The sequence below is a fragment of the Mesorhizobium sp. J18 genome (genome assembly GCF_007829525.1).
In the GTDB taxonomy this organism is placed as follows: domain Bacteria; phylum Pseudomonadota; class Alphaproteobacteria; order Rhizobiales; family Rhizobiaceae; genus VLJP01.
This window is the reverse complement of record NZ_VLJP01000021.1, coordinates 1,376-19,108: the sequence shown is the minus strand read 5'-3', so window position 1 is coordinate 19,108 and position 17,733 is coordinate 1,376. Positions and strand designations below refer to the sequence as shown.

The window sequence follows — 17,733 nt, the reverse complement described above, 5'->3', positions numbered from 1 at the left end:
ATGCCGGCAGGAACGGTCCCGAAGCTGAATATCGTTCCCTTCGTCAGCGTCGATTCCATGATGAAGCTGGTGCTTGCGATCGGCGTCGAGCGGTTTCTCGCCGAGCTTGCCACCTATATCGAGGAGGATTTCCGGCGCTGGGAATCGTTCGACAAGAAACCGCGGATCGGGGCGCATACGCATGACGGTGTGATCGAACTGATGCCGACGAGCAACGGCCGCCTCTACGGCTTCAAATATGTCAACGGTCATCCGAAGAACACGCGCGAGGGCCGGCAGACCGTGACTGCGTTCGGCGTGCTTGCGGATCTCGGCAACGGTTATCCGATGCTGCTCACCGAAATGACCATTCTGACGGCGCTGCGCACCGCCGCGACTTCCGCCATGGTGGCCCGATACCTGGCGCCGAAAGGCACTCGCACCATGGCTGTGATCGGCAACGGTGCGCAGTCGGAGTTCCAGGCTTTGGCGTTCAGAACGCTTCTCGGGATCGACAAGATCAGACTGTACGACATCGATCCCGCCGCTTCCGCGAAATGCGCCGGAAACCTTGCGAAGTTCGGCCTCGACATCACAGTCTGCCAGTCCGCGCAAGAGGCTGTGGAAACGGCCGGGATCATTACCACCGTCACCGCCGACAAACAGTCGGCCACCATTCTCACCGACAACATGGTTGGCGCCGGCGTCCATATCAACGCCGTCGGCGGCGACTGCCCGGGAAAGACCGAACTGCACCGCGATATCCTGCTGCGCTCGGACATCTTCGTAGAGTTCTCGCCGCAGACACGCATCGAAGGGGAGGTCCAGCAATTGGCGCCCGATCACAAAGTGACAGAGCTTTGGCAGGTGATCGCCGGCAATGCGCCGGGCCGGACCGGCGCGGAGCAGATCACGCTGTTCGATTCCGTGGGGTTCGCGATCGAGGATTTCTCGTCGCTGCGCTATGTACGCGACCGGCTGCCGGCCACCGGGTTCTTTGAGGAACTGGACCTGCTCGCCGACCCTGACGAGCCGCGCGACCTGTTCGGTATGCTGCTGCGCGCGTCCGCGAAGGACTGACCCGCGTCAGTACGCGATCTCATAAGCCGCCGCGATCTCCTGCTCGCTGCGATCCTTGAGATAGGCCATCTCGCCCAGTTTGTGGAGCCGATAAACTTCAACGAAATCCGGTGCGAACCAGCCTTTGACAGTCTCGCTCGCCTGAAAGCGCTCAAGCGCCGAGGGGAGGGACCGTGGCAGGCGCCCCAGGCCGCGCAGCGCCAGGGCATCCTCTGAAAGCAGCGACAGGTCTTCCTGCGTCGCCTCCGGACATTCGAGCCCTTCCTCGATGCCGGCGGCCCCGGCATGCACGATCGCGGCAAGCTGAAGATAAGGGCTGGCGGTCGCGTCCGCGGCCCTGAATTCGAAATTGAACTGGCGCGCGCGATCGATGTCACTCATCGCGGACACGGGGCATATGCGGACAGAGGCCTCGCGGTCCTGGACGCCGAGATTATTGAAAGCCGCACTCCAGCGATGCGGCGTCAGCCTGCCGTAGGAGATCAGGCTGGGCGCAGTCAGCGCGACGAACGAATCCAGATATTTGAGCACACCGGCAATAAAACGCGCGGCATGAACACTCAACCCGTGGCGGGCCTGCGGATCGTAAGTGGCCGGTTTGCCGTCCGCATCGAGAAAGCTGAGATGGATGTGCACGCCATTACCGACCCCCGCGGGATCGCGCAATGGTGTGAAAGTGACCTCCTCGCCAGTAACAAGTGCCACGGCACGCACCACTTCCCTGAGGATGACAGCCTCGTCGGCCGCCCTCACTCCGACCCGCGGCGCGTTGGTTATCTCGAACTGTTCGGCGCCGTATTCCTTCATGACCGTGTCCGGCTCGAGCCCGGCCTTACGCATGGCAGCGACCAGTGTCTCGGCGAAGCGCCGACGTTCGCGAAAGCCGGCCAGTGTATAGGCCGAGCCGAGCTTCGCCGAGAGACCCTTGAACTGGAATTCATGTTCGAAAGCGCAGACAAGGGAAAGACCTGCGGTGCGTTCGAGTCGTTCCAGGGCGGCTTTCAGGATCGACCTTGTGCAGCAGCCCCATGCCTGCCCGTCTGTATGGCGAATATCGCCGAGGACGAAGTCCTCGGACAGGCCGAGTGGCTCGTCGCGGATCGTCACCCGCGTTTCCGGGTCGGGAATGAGAACCATGTCGCCGAGCGAGCCGAAAGGGCTCTCGGCAATCGCGTCGAAGCACGTTATCTGCACATTGGTTGGTGCCCAGCCGATGCCGCGCTTCAGCCTCTTCTCGAAATCGGCGGCCGGAAAGCCCTTGCCGCGTACCTTGCCCGCTATGTCGCACGTGCAGGCGTAGACGACGTCCTCAGTCTTCATCTGGGCCTTCCTCCCTGTCCTGGCTGTTATCGGATAGTTCAAAACGGATCGCGTCCCAGGATTCGATACGTTTGCGGGTGGCAGACCAGTTCGCCTCGGACACGCGTACAATCATCGCCTCGACCAGTGCGACCAGGCATATCTGGGTGTCCCAGGCCGTTGCCAACTCGACCGGCAGGGGGAAAACATGGGCTGCGTGTGTGGCGATCGGCGACAGCCACTTGTCGGTTACAGCGATGACGGAAGCCTGCCGCTTCTTCGCGACGATATGCGCCAGGCGGGCGAGGTTCGGCTGATAGCGGCGCAGGTCGAAAAGGATCACCACGTCCTGCTTGCGCATGCGCAGGACATATTCGGGCCAGACCTCGGGATTTGCCGGCATATGATATATGCGGCTGCGGATCTGCCTCAGATGGATCGAGAGGAGAAGCGCGATGCTGTCGGTGACGCGGCCGCCTAGAATGTAGATATCGCGCGATGGGTCGGAGACCAGCGCGCAGACCTTCTCGAATTGCTGCGGCGGTATGTTCTGCGCCATGAATTCCATCTGGCCGATGAGACGGCGGGTATAGTCCTCCAGGAAATGAGAGCCGCTCGCCGGTGCCTCGGTCAATTTCAGCTCGATAGGAGACAGTTCACGCTCCTTGAGCTCACCGATCAAATGACGTTGGAAATCCTGGTAGCCAGCGAAGCCGAGCTTGGCGATGAAGCGCGTTATCGATGGCGCGCTTACGCGTGATCTCTTGGCCAGCTCCTGAATGGTCACCAGTCCGCCGTATGGATAATCGGCCAGAAGCACGCTCGACACCTTCCTCTCGCTCACTGTGAGCCCGTCCATCAGCTCGGTAATCCGTGCCTTGAGGCTCTTCGCGCGCGTGTCGCTGGTCATAGAAATCCGTTCCGCTACGATTGCCTTGACTATTCCATCGTGAAAAAAACAAATCAATATGAGAAACTACGTTGACTTTGATCTGAAATTTTCGTTCCAATCGTAATCCACAATCAGTGTTCACAGCCTGTGGTGCACCGAATACGCTGCCGGTGCCCGAGGCGGAGCTATGCTCGGCGAGCGAGGGGCGGTTGATGCTGCGAAGCGGGATGTCTGGCGATGGAAGAGGAGGGATGCTGCTGTCACCGGACGATCCTCCCCCGTTCCAGACCGTCAACTCCGACAGGAAGGGGCGCCTCGTCCTCGTCTGCGAGCATGCCGGCATCGAGGTGCCCGCCCAACTCGGCAATCTCGGATTGCAACCTGAGGACTTTGCGAAACACATCGCGTTGGATATCGGCGCGGCGGGTGTGGCGCGGCGGCTCGCACAGCGCCTTGACGCCCCTCTTGTCCTGCAGCCCTATAGTCGTCTGGTCGTCGATTGCAACCGCAGCTACGAAGCGCCGGACTGCTTTCCCGAAACAAGCGACACTATCCTGATCCCCGGAAACCTGCATTTGCCGGAGGCGGCGCGCCGCCGACGCTATGAGGAGATCCATAACGTATTCCATGCCGAAATTGACCGGCTGCTTGATGGGCAGCCCGACCCGAAACGGGCTATCCTTGTCAACATCCACAGCTTCACACCACGTCTGCTGGCCAACAATATCTACAGGCCGTGGGAGATCGGTCTGCTGTTCAATCGCGACGATCATTACGCGCGCCGCCTCATGAATGCGCTGCGTAGTCTCAGGCCGGAAGTCAAGGCGGCTTTCAATCAGCCTTACCAGGGCGGTGATGAAACCGATTATTCCATTCCCGTGCATGGCGAACGTCGCGGCATCGAGCATGTCCTGATCGAGATCCGCAACGACCTGATTGCCAGCAAGATCGGCCAGGAAGAGTGGGCGGACCTTTTGGCGGTGGCGATAGAAAGAACGCTGGAGAAAGAGGCCCGGCCATGACGGGAGTACTGACACGGGAGGTGCCGCTCGATCCGAAGCAGTCAGCACTGCTCGTCATCGATGTGCAGAATTTCTCCGTCCGGCGCGAGGGCGGTGAATTCAGACACGTGCCGGAAAATGAACTCGCGGAACGCTATTCCTACTATTTCGAGCGGCTCGAGCAGTTGGTTATTCCCAATATGCAGAGGCTCCAGAAAGCCTTCCGGGAAGCGAAGATAGAGGTCCTGTACACGACGATTGAGAGCTTGACGAAGGACGGCCGTGATCGCAGTCTCGACTATAAGATCACCGGCTTCCACGTGCCGAGAGGCTCCTGGGACGGAAAGGTGATCGATGAACTGGCACCAGGCGATGACGAGATCGTTCTGCCGAAATCTTCATCGAGCGTCTTTGTCTCCACCCATATCGATTACCTGTTGCGCAACCTTGGTGTCCGCCAGTTGGTGATCTGTGGCCTGGTGACGGACCAGTGCGTGGAATCGGCTGTGCGCGACGCTTGTGATCTGGGTTATCTCGTGACGCTCGTGCCTGACGCGTGCGCGACCTACAGCCAGGAGCGGCACGACAATTCTCTGCGCGCTATCAGCGGCTATTGTCGCCAGCTCAGCACAGACAGGCTCATTGGCGAACTGGAGACGCGAAGGCCTTCCGCGCTGTCGTGAGCGGCGTTCCAGCGTGGGATCTGAACAGGGAGGAGAAGAGATATGAGCGGCAGGGAACAGGCGGTGGAGGCGGCCTGGAAGGTGCTGGACGGTGATCCGGATTACGAGATCGCTCTCACGCAGGATCTTGTCCGCATTCCTTCCGTCAATCCGAAATTCGTCCAGGATCCGGAGCAGAACAAGGAAGCCGAAGTCCAGGACCGCATCGAGCGTGAAACCAGGGGCTTCGGATGCACTACAGAGCGCTGGGATGTTTTTCCCGGTCGCCCGAACCTGATTTCCGAGTTTCCGGGTTCGGAGGAAAGGAGCCTCATCCTGTGCGGCCACGTGGATGTCGTTCCGGTAGGACAGAGGTCCGACTGGAGCGTCGACCCGTTTGGCGGAGAGATAAAGAACGGACGCATCTACGGCCGCGGCGCGGTCGATATGAAGGCCGGCGTCGTCTCCTGCATCGCAGCAGCCCGCGCGATCCGCAAGGCCGGTATAGAACTCGAAGGCCGTCTGTCTATCCATACCGTCGTCGATGAGGAAGCCGGCGGCTTCGGCGCGATGGACGCGGTGGCGAAAGGAAAGCTGGCAAAAGGAGCGATCGTCGCCGAGCCGACCTGGGACAACGTCTTACCGTGCGAGGGAGGGCTCTACTGGACCCGCATCACCATTCGCGGCAGGCAGGCTCATGCCGGCATGCGCTTTAACGAGATCTGGCCGCAGCACGATTTTGCTGGTCGTACGGTGCCCGGAGTAAACGTCATAGAGCTGATGACGCGCTTCCTGACCGCCATGCGCGAATTCGAAAGCATCCGCTGCCGTACGAGCGATCATCCGCTCGTACCGCCGGGATTAAACACGATCAGCCCGGGCGTTGTACGCGCTGGCGCAGGACTCGGCGAGGATGGACTGCCGGTGGTTATGACCAATCCGGCAATCATTCCGGACGTCGCCGTCATCGATGTCGACTACAAGTTCCTGCCCAATGAGGACCCGGATGAGGTCCGGAAGGAATTTGAGACCTTCGTGCATCATTTCTGCCAGCAGGACAGGTGGCTGCGCGAGAATCCCATTTCGGTGGAGTGGAAACTCGGCGGGCTTTATTTCCCGCCCATGGACACGCCTGTGGATCACCCGCTGGTCAGATCTCTGATCGAGCACAAGACGTCTTTAGGCAAGACGCCGAGTGTCCGCGGCTTCGAGGCGGTGACCGATGCCGCGCATTACGCCGGCGCCGGTGTTGACGCGGTCATCTTCGGGGCCAGCGGCGACGGATTCCACGGCAAGGACGAATATGTCGATATCGCCTCGTTGAAGGAGACGACCAAGGTGATTGCCGCGACCATCATCGACTGGTGCGGTGTACGTTGAATGAGTGCAGTGAGAAAACAGGGGAACTGGACCATGAGATATTCATACTTATCGATCGGTTTTGCGGCCGCGGCACTGATGCTCGCCGGCCTGCAAGCTCATGCGCAAGACAAGGTGGCGAAGATTGGCGTCCTGGCGCCGCTCACCGGAGGCTCCGCTGCCGACGGCAACGAGATGGTAAATGGCGCCAGGCTCGCCGTTGAAGAGATCAATGCCGCCGGCGGCGTTGCCGGCTACAAGCTCGAGATCGTGGTCGGCGATACCCAGGATCAGGCAGCTGATGCCGTCACCAGCGCCTTCGAGCGGCTGGCAGGCGATCGCGATGTCAACGCAATGATGACCGGCTACGCCAGCGGCAGCAATTTCGAAATCGAGCTGATGGCCGAGCAGGACATGCCATATTTGCTGTCAGCCAACTCCGCGCAAACGGAAGGTATTATCGCACCACATCCGGACGACTTCCCGACCGTCTGGTCGATAACGCCGTCCTATGACGGATATGAAACGGCAATGGTGCCGATGCTGAAGGAGTTGCAGGACAGCGGCAAGCTCAAGCTGCCGAACAACAAGGTGGCGCTCATCTCGTCCGACAATTCCTATTCCAAGACCATCATGAACGGGTTGAAGGAAAATTTCGAGAAAGCCGGTTGGACCGTGACGTCGGCGGATCTCGTTCCCTTCGGTGAGATCAGCGACTGGCGAACGTTCCTCGCCCGCGTGCGCCAGGACAACCCGGCCGTCATCATTAATACCGACTATCAGCCGGGCAACGCCGCGAAATTCCTAACCCAGTTCCTGGAGGATCCGACGAACAGTCTCGTCTTCATCCAGTATGCGCCATCGGTTCCCGAATTCCTCGAATTGACCAGGGAACACTCGACCGGTGTCGTATACAACCTGCTGGGCGGGGTGCTCAACGTGCCAAACAATCCGCGCGCCGCCGAGGTCCTGAAGAAGTACAAAGACAAATACGGCAGCGAGCCTGGCGGTTATGGTCCCCTGCTTTACGAGGAAGTCTACATCTATGCCGAGGCGCTGGAGAAGGTTGGAGATCCGACCGACCGGCTGGCGATCGGCAAGGCGATCGGCGAGACGCAGAAGCAACTGATGAGCGGCCCCCTGCGCTTCGATCCGAAAACCCATCTCGCGGTACAGGGCGAGGGCGGCATACCGATCCAGTTCCTCCAGATCTGGGACGGCGAGCGCGTCCTCTACTATCCGTCGGAATATGCCGATGGCGAATTCCGCATGCCACCCTGGATGAAGTAGACGCTGATGGGGCGTGCCGCGCGCGGCCCGGCCACGCCCGCTCCTTCAAGTATGTCCGAGAGTCGGTTTCATGGCTGATCAGACCCACGACGCGCCCTTGCTCGAGGCCCGCAACCTGACCCGCCGGTTTGGTGCCCTGGTTGCCGTCGACGATGTGTCCTTCATCGTTGAAAAGGGGCAGGTATTCGGTATTGCCGGCCCCAACGGCAGCGGCAAGAGCACGCTGTTCAACATCATCACGGGGGTTCCGTTTCGTCCCAGTTCCGGCCAGGTCTTCCTGTCGGGGCAGCCGATCGAACGCTTGCGCCCGCACCAGATCAGCCGGGCAGGCATCTTGCGGACCTTTCAGAAGGATGCGGAATTCGCCACGCTCAGTGCGCGTGAGAACGCCTATGCAAGCGCCGTGTTCTGTGGCCAGTCTGATTCGCGAAGCGCGCATGCAGCGGCGGAGCAGGCACTTGACGATGTATCGTTCGACAAGGGGCGCCGGGACAGGGCTGCCTGGGCGCTTTCTGTATTTGAGCGCAAGCAATTGATGATCGCCTCGGCGATTGCCGGCCGGCCGAAGGTGTTGCTTCTGGATGAACCCGCGGCGGGGCTGACGCGACCGGAGATCGCCGATCTGGCACGGCTCGTGCGCACAGTGCACGAGCGGGGTATCACCGTGGTCCTCATCGAGCACGTGCTGCCGCTTCTGCTCGATGTATCGCAGCATCTGATGATCCTCAATCAGGGCGCGATCATCGCCTCAGGCAAGCCGCAGGAGGTCGTACGCAATCCGCTGGTGATGGAAGCGTATCTCGGCAAGCGAGAGGCGGTGTTGTGAGCACGGATGCGAATGCTCTGTCGGTCACGGGACTGCGCGCGGGTTACGACGCATCCGACGTTCTGACCGGTATCGATCTTCATGTCGGCGCCAAGGAGCGCGTCGGCCTGTTTGGGCCGAACGGCCATGGCAAGACGACCCTGCTCAACGCGATTTCACATGTCATCTGGCCGCGTGCAGGGGAAATCCGTTTTCTTGGCGAGACGCTCCAGGGTCTTTCCCCCCAGAAGATCGTCGAGCGCGGCCTGATCCATGTGGCGCAGGCCAACTGGCTCTTTCCGGACATGGAAATAGGCGAGACCCTCGAGCTGGCCGCCTATACCCGCCATGCGCGCGGGGTTCTCAAGGACAATCTCGCCTATGTGATGCAGCTCTTCCCCCGGCTCGCCGAGCGCCGGCGTCAGCAATGCAAGACACTTTCGGGCGGCGAGCGCCAGATGCTTTCGATCGGGGTCGGCCTGATGTGCGCACCGCGCATGCTCATGCTGGATGAGCCGACGCTCGGCCTCTCGCCGAAGCTCAAGGACGAACTGGCCGAAGCAATCGCCGAAATCTCGGCACGCGGAATCCCGCTTCTGCTGGTCGAGCAGGACATCGTGTTCACGTTGTCGCTCGTCGAGCGCATGTATCTTGTCGATCATGGCGAGGTGACGCGAGAGATCCATCGCGGCAGCGAGGTGGATCACCAGGACATCATGGACATGTATTTCGGCGCGGAGAAAACCCGATGACCGCCGACACGATCAGCGCCATCATCGTCAGCGGTGTCGTGCTGGGCTCGCTCTATGCCTTGATGGCAAGTGGCCTGTCGCTGGTATGGACCACACTCGGCATCTTCAATTTCGCGCATGGCGCGCTGATGACGCTCGGCGCCTATCTCGCATGGACCATGTCGGATGCCGCCGGTCTCGGGCTCGGCCTGGCCGCCGGTATCGCCGTTGCGGTGGCTGTGTTGATTGGCGTCGGTATCGTGATGGAGCGCTCCGTTGTGCGCCCCTTCTACGACCACAGGGACATACTGCTCATCACCGTCATGACGACGCTGGCGACGATGACCCTGATCGAGAAGGGCATCCAGCTTGTCTGGGGAGCACGGCTGAAGCAACTCGCACCGATCGCTCCCGGCAAAGTCGAGATTTTCCGCACCACCATTTCCGCCCAGGAACTTCTGATCGTCATCGTGGCGCCGCTGCTGCTTGGCGCACTCTGGCTGTTCCTGCGCAACACCCGTATCGGACGTGGTATCCGCGCCGTGGGCCAGAATTCTGCTGCCGCTCGCCTGATCGGCATTGACGTTTCCCGCCTGTTTATCGTCACCTTTGCCCTGTCGGCGGTGCTGGCGGGATTGACGGGTATCCTGCTCGGCTCCGTGCGGCTGCTGACGCCCTCCTTCGGGACCGACCCTCTCGTCAAAGCTCTTATCATTGTGATCTTTGGAGGGCTGGGGTCCCTGAGTGGCACTATTCTTGCCGCCTACGTCATGGGAATCGTGGAAGCGGCACTTACCTATTTCGTCGGCATCTACTGGACGCCTTCAATCATCTTTGTGCTTCTGATCGTCGTCCTCCTTCTGCGCCCACAGGGACTGCTCGGAAAGGTGGTCCGCTGATGTTTTTCCTCAAGCTGCGAACGGTGGCCATCCCCCTCCTGCTCGTTATCGGATTGCTGGTGCCGATCTTCGTGCAGGACACCTATATCCGCCATCTCTTTATCATCGCCTTCATCTATGGGATCGTCGCCTCGAGCTGGGATCTCAGCCTCGGTTATGCTGGAATATTCAACTTCGGCCACATCGCTTTTTTCGGCATCGGGGTCTATGCGGCGGGGCTTTGTGCCAAGCTTCTTGGTATCGATCCGTGGATCGCCATGCTGATAGGAGGTATGGCGGCTTCGGCTGCGGCGGGGCTCGTGGCACTGCCAGTCGTGCGGCTCCAGGGTGTCTATGTCGTTCTCGTGACGTTCGCCTTCAGTCAACTCGTGCTGCAAGTGGTGATTAGTCAATCGCAGATCACGGGCGGGACGCTAGGCATGGTGCGGGTACCCACTATTGAGCTGTTCGGCTACAATTTCCTTCGCGACTACAAGCTCGGCTACTACTACGTTGCTTTCGCGTTGCTCGTCGCCAGCGCGTTCTGCCTGCGCCAACTCGTCCGTTCGGATTTCGGGCTGTCACTGAAGGCGCTGCGCGACAATGAGGACTACGCGGTTTCGCGCGGAATACCGATCAGCACGCAACGGCTGAAAGTGCTTGTCGCGAGCGCTTTCTTCGCCGGTATCGCAGGCGGCTTTTATGTCATCTACCTGCGGGTGGCATCACCGGAAGTGTTCAATTTCTCGACCGTGTCACTCGTTCTCAGCATGGTGCTGGTCGGCGGCACGGCAAGCATCTACGGCCCGATATTCGCCGCTCTTGGCCTGACCTTCGTCCTGGAGGGGCTGGCTAATGTGAACGGCTTGGCCGAGGGCCGCTTCATGCTGGTGGCGATTGTAATGGTGCTGGTGCTTCTGTTCCTGCCGAAGGGGCTCGCATCGATTTTTTCGCGCAAGTAGCGTCGGGACCCGTAGCGCGCCGGAAAATGCGGCTGCCAGGATTGGAGCGCCGGCGCCGTTTTTGGAAAGGAGAAAACGATGGGCCTGAGCTGGCAGATGATTCCGGACGATATGCGGGCCTTCATCGAGGCGCAGAAGCTGTTCTTCGTCGCCACCGCCCCGAAGGATGGGCGCGTGAACCTGTCGCCCAAAGGGCTCGACACACTGCGCGTGCTTGACGAGCGGACAGTCGTCTATCTTGATCTCACAGGCAGCGGAAACGAGACGGCCGCTCACGTCACCGAGAACGGCCGCATGACGATGATGTTCTGCGCCTTTTCAGGCAAGCCGATGACGCTGCGGCTTTATGGCAAGGCCGAGTTGATCCGGCCCGATCATGGTGAATGGCCGGCTCTTCTGTCGCTATTTCCGGAATTTCCGGGCGTGCGGCAGGTCTTCCGTCTGCATGTCGATAGCGCCGCCACTTCCTGCGGCTGGGGGGTACCACTGGTTGGCGAGATGAATGAGCGCGACGAGTTGATCGCGTGGAGCTCCGGCCAGAGCGAGGACGAGATCGAAGCTTACCGGCTGGCCAACAACGTCGTCAGCATCGACGGATTGCCCACCGGCTACGTCTCCGACGATTTCTGATGCCGCAGCAGTACATACGGATCATTTTTTCTGACGGCGAGGTGATGCATTTCGCGCCGCTCGATGGGGAAAGCATACTGTCATCGGCAGAAAAGGCGGGCGCGCTGCTGGCGAACGACTGCCGGAAGGGAACGTGCCACACCTGCGTGGCGCGCAATGAGAGCGGCGAAGAGGTGCCACTTTGCATTACGCCGGCAAGTCCCGGTCTTTCGCTTCAATTGCCGTACAGGCGCACCGAAGTGACGCCACCCACGCTGCGGCGCGCCAGGATCAACTCCTTTTCGCGTGTATCGCGGTCCGTGTGGGAAATTCGCTACCGGCTGCAATTTCCGCTGCCCTTTCTGCCGGGCCAGTATGTCGAGCTGAGCTTTCCCGGCGTAGATGGTTCCCGCCGCTTCTCCATGGCCAATCCGCCGTCGGCCGACGAACAGGTACTGCATGTGCGTGACCTGCCGGGCGGCGGCATGTCGACCTATCTGAACGATCGTGCAAAGCCGGAGGATGCCTTCACCGTGCGCGGCCCGTTCGGCATCTTCTATCTGCGCTTAACACCAAAGCCGAAATTGTTTGTTGCCGGCGGAACAGGACTGGCGCCTATTGTCTCGATGCTCTCAAGCATCGATCCAGCAAACGGGTGCCCTCCGCTCGCGATGGTGGTAGGCTTCTCGCATTCCGCCGATGCTTATGCGCTGCAGGTATTGCGCAGGCTTGCCGCCAGACTGCCGCTCGAACTTATCCTGGCCGCCGATCGGGCCGATGCCGGCTGGCCGGGCATTGAAGCCAATGCCGTTGAGGCGCTGCGGGAAGTTACGTCAGTTCCGCTTGCCCCCGGCACTGAAGCCTACCTATGCGGGCCACCTGGTATGGTCGGTGCGGCCCGCGCACAGCTTTTTGCCCAAGGCTTTGAAGCAGTGGATGTACTGAACGAGGAGTTCATCCATGGCACGTAGTCTCTCGCGTTCCAAAAGGGTTGTTTCTACGCAGCGTATTCTATTTGCCGTGTAGCCGATTGCCTTGGCGAAGGGATATTGGCGTCAACTGGAGCAATGCACGACTGGCCGCCTCACGATCCCCAATCCCGGAGAAACCTGAACCACCTGTGCGTGTGCACAGGCTGTGCTGACATGAGCATTCGCCTCCAATGGCAGGGTCATTCCTGCCAGGAGGTTACCCATGATGATGCTCATTGCCCCCGACCGGTACGGCGACTTCGCTAACGAACTTCATCAAATGCACCGCCTGCGGTACCGCGTCTTCAAAAGGCGGCTGGGCTGGGACGTGCCGACGGACGGTAAATTCGAGATCGATGCCTTCGATGCCCTGAAACCGCACTACCTGCTGCTGCGCGGCGATGAGGGCAGCATCAACGGTTGCGTTCGTCTTCTGCCATCTGCAGGACCCACAATGCTGCGTGACACTTTTCCAGTTCTTTTAGGGGGCGTATCGGCGCCCCAGACGGAACATATCTGGGAAAGCAGTCGTTTTGCGCTCGATCTGCCGCCATCTACGCCGAAAGGGGAGGGAGGCATTGCGCTCGGCACATACGAGCTATTCGCCGGCATGATCGAATTCGGCCTGTCGCGCCGACTGCGCAGGATCGTGACCGTGACCGATTTGCGCATGGAACGAATCCTGCGTCGTGCTGGCTGGCCGCTGGATCGGATCGGCGAGCCGCAGGAAATTGGCACCACGCGCGCTGTGGCAGGCTTTCTGGACGTCTCCAACGAAAGCCTTGCCGCGATTCGCCACAATGGCAGTCTCGCCAGTCCGGTGCTGTGGACTCCAGTGGTTTCAAGTGCAGCTTGATATGGCTCTAATAGGCAAACTAGCCGATTGGCCGGATTGGCGGGATGAAAGTACCTATGGGTACACGCGGCGTTTGACGCGGCGCGGTTGGGCCTGGGAGTTCCTGCGACGCAATCAAGCGTTTCAGCGGGATCTGAAGCACGCCTTGGACAAGGTCGAGTATATGAAGAAGCGCTCGGCTCTCGTTGTCATGAGATTGCCAATCGATCTGAGACGGTGGGGACTTCTGTTTCGCAAGCTCCCTTGGGAATGACGCGCTCGTGTTCTGGTGCCCAAGCCAATGCCCGCATGTGCTGCCGGTCATTGCGGAACAGGCTTCATCGGCGTMGGCAGGATTTTTGTTCGACTTGACTGCATTGCCTTTTCGACCAGCGTTCCTGAGAGCGGCTGACGGTCGGCAGCATGTCTTGCTTCGGTTAGCCGACCGTGATCTCCAACTCGCTCTGGAGGGGGCAGATGTCGAACAACCCGTTCATCTGCGCATCGATGCGATCTGGCCCGTTGATCAGTTGAAATATCGGATAAATGCGTTGGAGTGCCTCAACGCTCTCCGGGCGACTGGGCAAATCCCGGAGAGGCTGTATCCAGCTGAGGCACGCGGCAATCGCCTGCGCTTTGTCCTCCAGGCACTCGATGCCTCGCTAACCGGTGCATCGCATCGCGAAATCGCCGTGGCCTTGCTGGGCGTTGAACGCGTCGCGGCCGACTGGGGGGATCCGGGCGATCACCTCCGCGATCGCATTCGTCGTGCGATCCGGCGCGGCCAAAGGCTCATGAATGGCGGATATCGGGAATTCTTTGCCTGAACGATCAGGATGACTTCGTCCACACCGATCAAGGTGCGAACAGTTCCTTGTATCCCGTCGTAACTATCCAGTTTGCTCGTTCGAGATGGCTGCGAACTGCTTTTCGGGCACGCTCCGGTTCGGCCAAAGGATCAATGCCGAGAATGAGCCGCGCCATCTCTTCCTCGCTGGCATCGTCCGCAGACGCATCCAGAAGCCTCATATAGATCGTGAAGTGGTCCCTGTCATAGATGGTCAGGCTGTCTGACAAGGGGACTTCATCATGAATCTCGAATTTCATCACGATCGTTGTCCTGATTAGAGGTGATCCAGCAATAAGTTCCTGTGGTCCAACTGTGATCGGACAGACCAAGGCCCTCCATTAGCCCACTATATAGCGAATAGGAACTATCGTTCCTAGAACGATAGTTCTCATTCTGGTCCCTATCGCGCCATGGACCTCAAGGAGGTCATGGCAGTCAACATGCGTCGTTTGCGCCATGATCAGGACCTGACGCAGGAGGAATTGGCGGCCCGCGCGGAACTCAGCATGCGCTACGTGGGTTCGATCGAGCGCGCTCGGGTTTCTGCAAGCGTCAGCGTGTTAGGTCGGCTAGCAGAAGCACTCAACGTTGATCCTTGTGAGCTAATCAAACCGCCACAGTAATAGAAGCAATGTGGGGAACAGTCCTGCATTGCGGGATCGCAACCATATCGGCTCCCGTGGGCCGATCGGCGCGCCGGGTTCTCGCGAACTGAGCCCGCTTTGTCTTCGCCAGGCTCAGGCAATCTCTGCCGTCCGGGTAAACCCTAGCCGTTTCTGCGGCGCCTGACGCTGGGATCGCCGCCGGCTGTCTCAGGCTGCGACGACAGATCCGGCAGAATCCTGGCGGTCGAACTAGACTTCTGCTGATTTCGCGGCGCTGCCGGTTCGGCCGGCGGCAGTTGGTGATGATCAGCAACGGCCGGGTGCTCGCCGGTCATCGGCTCCTCGGTCCAGATAGACGTCTTGGGTCCAGCAATTTTCTTGCCGCGCTGCTTGATCTCGATCTGGAAGGGCCGGGCTTGGGTTTTCATGATGTCGCTCGCTGTCGCGATAGGCTATTTGATTTACGGCGTCCTTCGATGCCGACAGATGGTTCTGGCGATGACGTTGCGGACCGTTTGTGGCTTCTTACAAGGCCAGTGAAAACGGGTAAAGCGGTGCGCCCGTGGGAGCCTTTCGTTATGTATAACTGCCGGACCCCTTGGCAAGGGTCGGGAAATTGCGCCGGTTGTCTCAGTGACAGAATAGGGCACCTCTGGCAGTTGCCAGCCAGCCGTGCCAGCCTCTCTGGCAGGGTTGATCGTCCCTGCCTGATGTTGCCTTTGACGGTATTTTCCGATTGGCAGAGTTGAAGAACCACCGCGGGCAATGACGCGAAGTCAGCCCCGGCAAACGCTTCTGTTATCACCGATTTCTGGCACGGATGGCATGACGTGAGGGGAATTGTCGACGGTGCTTCAAGCATGTCGTTGCGGCCACAGCTGCAAAGTGGCCTTGTCCCCGTCTCCACCTGATCGGTCGCTTCGAAGACCAATCCCGCTTTCTGTCGCCCTTGTAGAAGAGCGCCCGCCTCATGCCGCCAACCCCGCAAGGGGGTTCCCCTCGACTTCGCTCGGTGACGGCGGCACGCGCTCCCCTCCTTTGGCTCCATCGGGAATGGTCCCGAGCAACCGAAGGAGACAAGACAATGGCCACCACAATCGCAACCCTGACCCGCAAGAACGACGGCTCGCTCGAAGGCGTGCTTGCGACCCTCAGCATCAATGCCCCGATCGCCATCGTGCCCAATGCCATGAAGGCAAATGACGACGCCCCCGACTTCCGCGTCATCGTGCGCCGCAGCGGCTTTGAACTCGGCGCCGGTTGGAACCGCGTCTCGAAGCAGACCGGCGAGGAATATACCGCCGTCAAGCTATCGGCTCCGGAGATCGGTGTCATCTACGGCAACGTTGCACCCGCTCCCGGAAACGATCCGGCCAGGAAGGTGATCCTCTGGAATCCGCCGGGCTGAGCATCGTGGGCCGGCCCGACAACAGTGGGCCGGCCTTCTCCGATCCAGCCGCCATAACGGCCATCCTCACACACACAAGGAAATCATCTCATGCGTCTCATCACTGACAAACATCTCGAAGTGCTTCTGGAAAACGGCCGCAAAGCCGCACGCAACCCCGACTTCGATCCTTATCCGGTCGTCAAGCTCTTTACCCCTGACGCCAATGCGACCTGGCTGATTGCCGAGGCCGATCCCGAGGATCCGGACATTCTTTACGGGTTATGCGATCTGGGCCTCGGGTTCGCCGAACCCGGTTCCGTTCGGCTTTCGGAAATCCTCGAAGTCGCGGCGCGCTCGGACTGCCCGTGGAACGCGACGTTTATTTTGCCGCCGACCGGCCGCTTTCCGAATATGCCCGCCTTGCCGCTGCAACTGGTGCCATCATCCTGTGACGTCAGGCAGGGCCGCCGCCGACATTCGTGTCGGCGGTGATTTTTGGGACCAGCCCCAGACAGCGAACCCGCTTCTTTGATGGCCTCGAGGGCGGTTAGCGAATTTGCACCACCAGCCGCTCCTCCTTAACATGACCCTGTGAATCACCGCTACGACCTCAGGAAAGAGCCGGACGGTACATGGACCGTCCTGGACGTCAACACAGGCCGACCTGGCGAAACGGGAAGCCGCACCATGGTCGGCATGCAGAAGGAAGATGCCGACGAACCCGCAAGTTTTCTCAATTGCCACCAGGAACAACACCGGCAGGAAGCTGAGAGATGATCCATACGCGCTCGTAGCTCAAGCTGGATAGAGCACCAGACTTCGGATCTGGGGGTTGTAGGTTCGAACCCTGCCGAGCGCACCATCGCTATCGATAGAAGATCGCGAAGGCGTTTGCGCGATCTCTGGGCAAAGAATAGGCAGCTGATGGAACCAAGCATATCGGCGGACAGAACAAGGGCGAAGATCTTCATGGCGCTCTCGATTTGCTGTGTCCCCGAGACCGGCAAGAGGCCGAAATGGATCATTCGTGACTTGTGTCGGGGCAAGAACGGTTGCGGTCAATCGCGAACTGATTGCCGCGCTGATGACAATCATGGATACCAGCTACACCAGTCGCGGCGGCTTCCGCACTGCCGATTAATGGAAAAAGTTCGGCCGCCGCTGTTTGTCTCCGAATGAGCTTACCACCCTGAACGCCGGCTTCCGATAGCCAACGCTCGTGCTTTCTTCGGGTGGGCCTTGGCTGCACATTCTGCCGCCCAAGCGCCGGGGCAGCGCAATAAATAATGCAGCTATCAGCCTCGCTGCTGCCTGCGCTCGATCGTGGCGCCGGAATACCTGTCGGGCCGTTATCGCATAGGCACACTCCGCCGGTCCGGCTCGGCATCCGCGGGGGCGCACAAGACCCGCCGCCGCACTTCGTCTGCTCGCTGCCTTCATCGCGTTCATACCCCGTCTCCATGTGTCTAGGTCATTTCCCTGCAGCCGGCTTGTTGACCTGTGGGCGGGGTCGCCCGAAACTCTCACGGTTGACT

Annotated in this window: 19 protein-coding genes, 1 tRNA gene and 1 pseudogene; 17 read left to right on the top strand and 4 right to left on the bottom strand. The window is 60.1% G+C overall.

Features of this window, described 5'->3' with window-relative positions:
* Nucleotides 1-1,059, top strand: a complete 1,059-nt coding sequence (locus tag L598_RS09735; RefSeq protein WP_144862070.1) for an ornithine cyclodeaminase — start codon at nucleotides 1-3, stop codon at nucleotides 1,057-1,059.
* A 6-nt stretch (nucleotides 1,060-1,065) separates the two neighbouring features.
* Here the strand turns inward: L598_RS09735 and L598_RS09730 are convergent, their stop codons facing one another.
* Together L598_RS09730 and L598_RS09725 are read right to left on the bottom strand one after the other, a co-directional pair.
* A complete protein-coding gene (locus tag L598_RS09730) occupies nucleotides 1,066-2,379 on the bottom strand; it encodes a glutamine synthetase family protein (protein WP_144862016.1) in 1,314 nt (437 codons plus the stop codon).
* Entirely contained in the window at nucleotides 2,369-3,268 is a 900-nt protein-coding gene (locus L598_RS09725; RefSeq protein ID WP_144862014.1) for a MurR/RpiR family transcriptional regulator, read from the bottom strand. Before L598_RS09725 ends, L598_RS09730 begins: the two co-directional genes overlap by 11 nt.
* A 233-nt stretch (nucleotides 3,269-3,501) precedes the next feature.
* Between L598_RS09725 and L598_RS09720 the strand changes: the two genes are divergently transcribed.
* The 12 genes from L598_RS09720 to L598_RS09665 all read left to right on the top strand — a co-directional run bounded on the left by L598_RS09720 (nucleotide 3,502) and on the right by L598_RS09665 (nucleotide 14,180).
* A complete protein-coding gene (locus tag L598_RS09720) occupies nucleotides 3,502-4,272 on the top strand; it encodes an N-formylglutamate amidohydrolase (RefSeq protein ID WP_246658703.1) in 771 nt (256 codons plus the stop codon).
* Entirely contained in the window at nucleotides 4,269-4,934 is a 666-nt protein-coding gene (locus L598_RS09715) for an isochorismatase family cysteine hydrolase (protein WP_144862012.1), read from the top strand. The genes L598_RS09720 and L598_RS09715 overlap by 4 nt, the downstream gene beginning before the upstream one ends.
* Nucleotides 4,935-4,976: 42 nt before the next feature.
* On the top strand, nucleotides 4,977-6,293 hold the full coding sequence (locus L598_RS09710; protein ID WP_144862010.1) for an ArgE/DapE family deacylase: 1,317 nt from the start codon (nucleotides 4,977-4,979) through the stop codon (nucleotides 6,291-6,293).
* Between the two features lie 33 nt (nucleotides 6,294-6,326).
* Nucleotides 6,327-7,562, top strand: coding sequence for an ABC transporter substrate-binding protein (locus L598_RS09705; RefSeq protein ID WP_186444995.1), 1,236 nt, complete (start codon nucleotides 6,327-6,329; stop codon nucleotides 7,560-7,562).
* A 70-nt stretch (nucleotides 7,563-7,632) separates the two neighbouring features.
* Nucleotides 7,633-8,388 (top strand): ABC transporter ATP-binding protein, encoded by a 756-nt coding sequence (locus L598_RS09700; protein ID WP_144862006.1) that lies wholly within the window; start codon nucleotides 7,633-7,635, stop codon nucleotides 8,386-8,388.
* Complete coding sequence (locus L598_RS09695) at nucleotides 8,385-9,119, top strand: ABC transporter ATP-binding protein (protein WP_186444994.1); 735 nt, start codon at nucleotides 8,385-8,387, stop codon at nucleotides 9,117-9,119. The genes L598_RS09700 and L598_RS09695 overlap by 4 nt, the downstream gene beginning before the upstream one ends.
* A complete protein-coding gene (locus L598_RS09690; protein WP_144862004.1) occupies nucleotides 9,116-9,997 on the top strand; it encodes a branched-chain amino acid ABC transporter permease in 882 nt (293 codons plus the stop codon). The genes L598_RS09695 and L598_RS09690 overlap by 4 nt, the downstream gene beginning before the upstream one ends.
* Complete coding sequence (locus tag L598_RS09685) at nucleotides 9,997-10,938, top strand: branched-chain amino acid ABC transporter permease (RefSeq protein ID WP_144862002.1); 942 nt, start codon at nucleotides 9,997-9,999, stop codon at nucleotides 10,936-10,938. Before L598_RS09690 ends, L598_RS09685 begins: the two co-directional genes overlap by 1 nt.
* 78 nt (nucleotides 10,939-11,016) lie before the next feature.
* Nucleotides 11,017-11,568, top strand: a complete 552-nt coding sequence (locus L598_RS09680) for a pyridoxamine 5'-phosphate oxidase family protein (RefSeq protein ID WP_144862000.1) — start codon at nucleotides 11,017-11,019, stop codon at nucleotides 11,566-11,568.
* Complete coding sequence (locus L598_RS09675; protein ID WP_144861998.1) at nucleotides 11,568-12,518, top strand: FAD-binding oxidoreductase; 951 nt, start codon at nucleotides 11,568-11,570, stop codon at nucleotides 12,516-12,518. Before L598_RS09680 ends, L598_RS09675 begins: the two co-directional genes overlap by 1 nt.
* Nucleotides 12,519-12,741: 223 nt before the next feature.
* A complete protein-coding gene (locus L598_RS09670) occupies nucleotides 12,742-13,374 on the top strand; it encodes an acyl-homoserine-lactone synthase (RefSeq protein ID WP_144861996.1) in 633 nt (210 codons plus the stop codon).
* Between the two features lie 290 nt (nucleotides 13,375-13,664).
* The gene (locus L598_RS09665) at nucleotides 13,665-14,180 is read left to right on the top strand and encodes a DUF2285 domain-containing protein (protein ID WP_246658702.1); all 516 of its coding nucleotides are present in this window, start codon (nucleotides 13,665-13,667) and stop codon (nucleotides 14,178-14,180) included.
* A gap of 28 nt (nucleotides 14,181-14,208) precedes the next feature.
* Here the strand turns inward: L598_RS09665 and L598_RS09660 are convergent, their stop codons facing one another.
* Nucleotides 14,209-14,460, bottom strand: a complete 252-nt coding sequence (locus tag L598_RS09660; RefSeq protein ID WP_144861994.1) for a DUF2285 domain-containing protein — start codon at nucleotides 14,458-14,460, stop codon at nucleotides 14,209-14,211.
* Nucleotides 14,461-14,613: 153 nt separating this feature from the next.
* Here L598_RS09660 and L598_RS09655 point away from each other — a divergent pair, with 153 nt between their 5' ends.
* Entirely contained in the window at nucleotides 14,614-14,826 is a 213-nt protein-coding gene (locus tag L598_RS09655) for a helix-turn-helix transcriptional regulator (protein ID WP_144861992.1), read from the top strand.
* A 143-nt stretch (nucleotides 14,827-14,969) separates the two neighbouring features.
* Here L598_RS09655 and L598_RS09650 read toward each other — a convergent pair whose 3' ends face one another.
* Nucleotides 14,970-15,236, bottom strand: a complete 267-nt coding sequence (locus L598_RS09650; protein WP_144861990.1) for a hypothetical protein — start codon at nucleotides 15,234-15,236, stop codon at nucleotides 14,970-14,972.
* A 656-nt stretch (nucleotides 15,237-15,892) separates the two neighbouring features.
* On the opposite strand from L598_RS09650, the gene L598_RS09645 reads away from it, so the two are divergent.
* The 3 genes and pseudogenes from L598_RS09645 (at nucleotide 15,893) to L598_RS09635 (ending at nucleotide 17,060) form a co-directional block, all read left to right on the top strand.
* Entirely contained in the window at nucleotides 15,893-16,216 is a 324-nt protein-coding gene (locus L598_RS09645) for a DUF736 family protein (protein ID WP_144861988.1), read from the top strand.
* A gap of 90 nt (nucleotides 16,217-16,306) precedes the next feature.
* Nucleotides 16,307-16,650 (top strand): annotated as a pseudogene (locus L598_RS09640) (DUF2958 domain-containing protein).
* Nucleotides 16,651-16,982: 332 nt separating this feature from the next.
* Nucleotides 16,983-17,060, top strand: a tRNA-Arg gene (locus L598_RS09635).
* Nucleotides 17,061-17,733 lie beyond the last annotated feature (673 nt).

Excerpts from the sequence above, each read along its gene's own strand:
- L598_RS09715 (WP_144862012.1), top strand. The coding sequence starts at position 4,269 with ATGACGGGAGTACTGACACGGGAGGTGCCGCTCGATCCGAAGCAGTCA.
- L598_RS09690 (WP_144862004.1), top strand. The coding sequence starts at position 9,116 with ATGACCGCCGACACGATCAGCGCCATCATCGTCAGCGGTGTCGTGCTG.
- L598_RS09655 (WP_144861992.1), top strand. The coding sequence starts at position 14,614 with ATGGACCTCAAGGAGGTCATGGCAGTCAACATGCGTCGTTTGCGCCAT.
- L598_RS09720 (WP_246658703.1), top strand. The coding sequence starts at position 3,502 with ATGCTGCTGTCACCGGACGATCCTCCCCCGTTCCAGACCGTCAACTCC.
- L598_RS09645 (WP_144861988.1), top strand. The coding sequence starts at position 15,893 with ATGGCCACCACAATCGCAACCCTGACCCGCAAGAACGACGGCTCGCTC.
- L598_RS09710 (WP_144862010.1), top strand. The coding sequence starts at position 4,977 with ATGAGCGGCAGGGAACAGGCGGTGGAGGCGGCCTGGAAGGTGCTGGAC.
- L598_RS09670 (WP_144861996.1), top strand. The coding sequence starts at position 12,742 with ATGATGATGCTCATTGCCCCCGACCGGTACGGCGACTTCGCTAACGAA.
- L598_RS09650 (WP_144861990.1), bottom strand. The coding sequence starts at position 15,236 with ATGAAAACCCAAGCCCGGCCCTTCCAGATCGAGATCAAGCAGCGCGGC.
- L598_RS09705 (WP_186444995.1), top strand. The coding sequence starts at position 6,327 with ATGAGATATTCATACTTATCGATCGGTTTTGCGGCCGCGGCACTGATG.
- L598_RS09730 (WP_144862016.1), bottom strand. The coding sequence starts at position 2,379 with ATGAAGACTGAGGACGTCGTCTACGCCTGCACGTGCGACATAGCGGGC.
- L598_RS09725 (WP_144862014.1), bottom strand. The coding sequence starts at position 3,268 with ATGACCAGCGACACGCGCGCGAAGAGCCTCAAGGCACGGATTACCGAG.
- L598_RS09675 (WP_144861998.1), top strand. The coding sequence starts at position 11,568 with ATGCCGCAGCAGTACATACGGATCATTTTTTCTGACGGCGAGGTGATG.
- L598_RS09735 (WP_144862070.1), top strand. The coding sequence starts at position 1 with ATGCCGGCAGGAACGGTCCCGAAGCTGAATATCGTTCCCTTCGTCAGC.
- L598_RS09660 (WP_144861994.1), bottom strand. The coding sequence starts at position 14,460 with ATGAAATTCGAGATTCATGATGAAGTCCCCTTGTCAGACAGCCTGACC.
- L598_RS09700 (WP_144862006.1), top strand. The coding sequence starts at position 7,633 with ATGGCTGATCAGACCCACGACGCGCCCTTGCTCGAGGCCCGCAACCTG.
- L598_RS09680 (WP_144862000.1), top strand. The coding sequence starts at position 11,017 with ATGGGCCTGAGCTGGCAGATGATTCCGGACGATATGCGGGCCTTCATC.
- L598_RS09685 (WP_144862002.1), top strand. The coding sequence starts at position 9,997 with ATGTTTTTCCTCAAGCTGCGAACGGTGGCCATCCCCCTCCTGCTCGTT.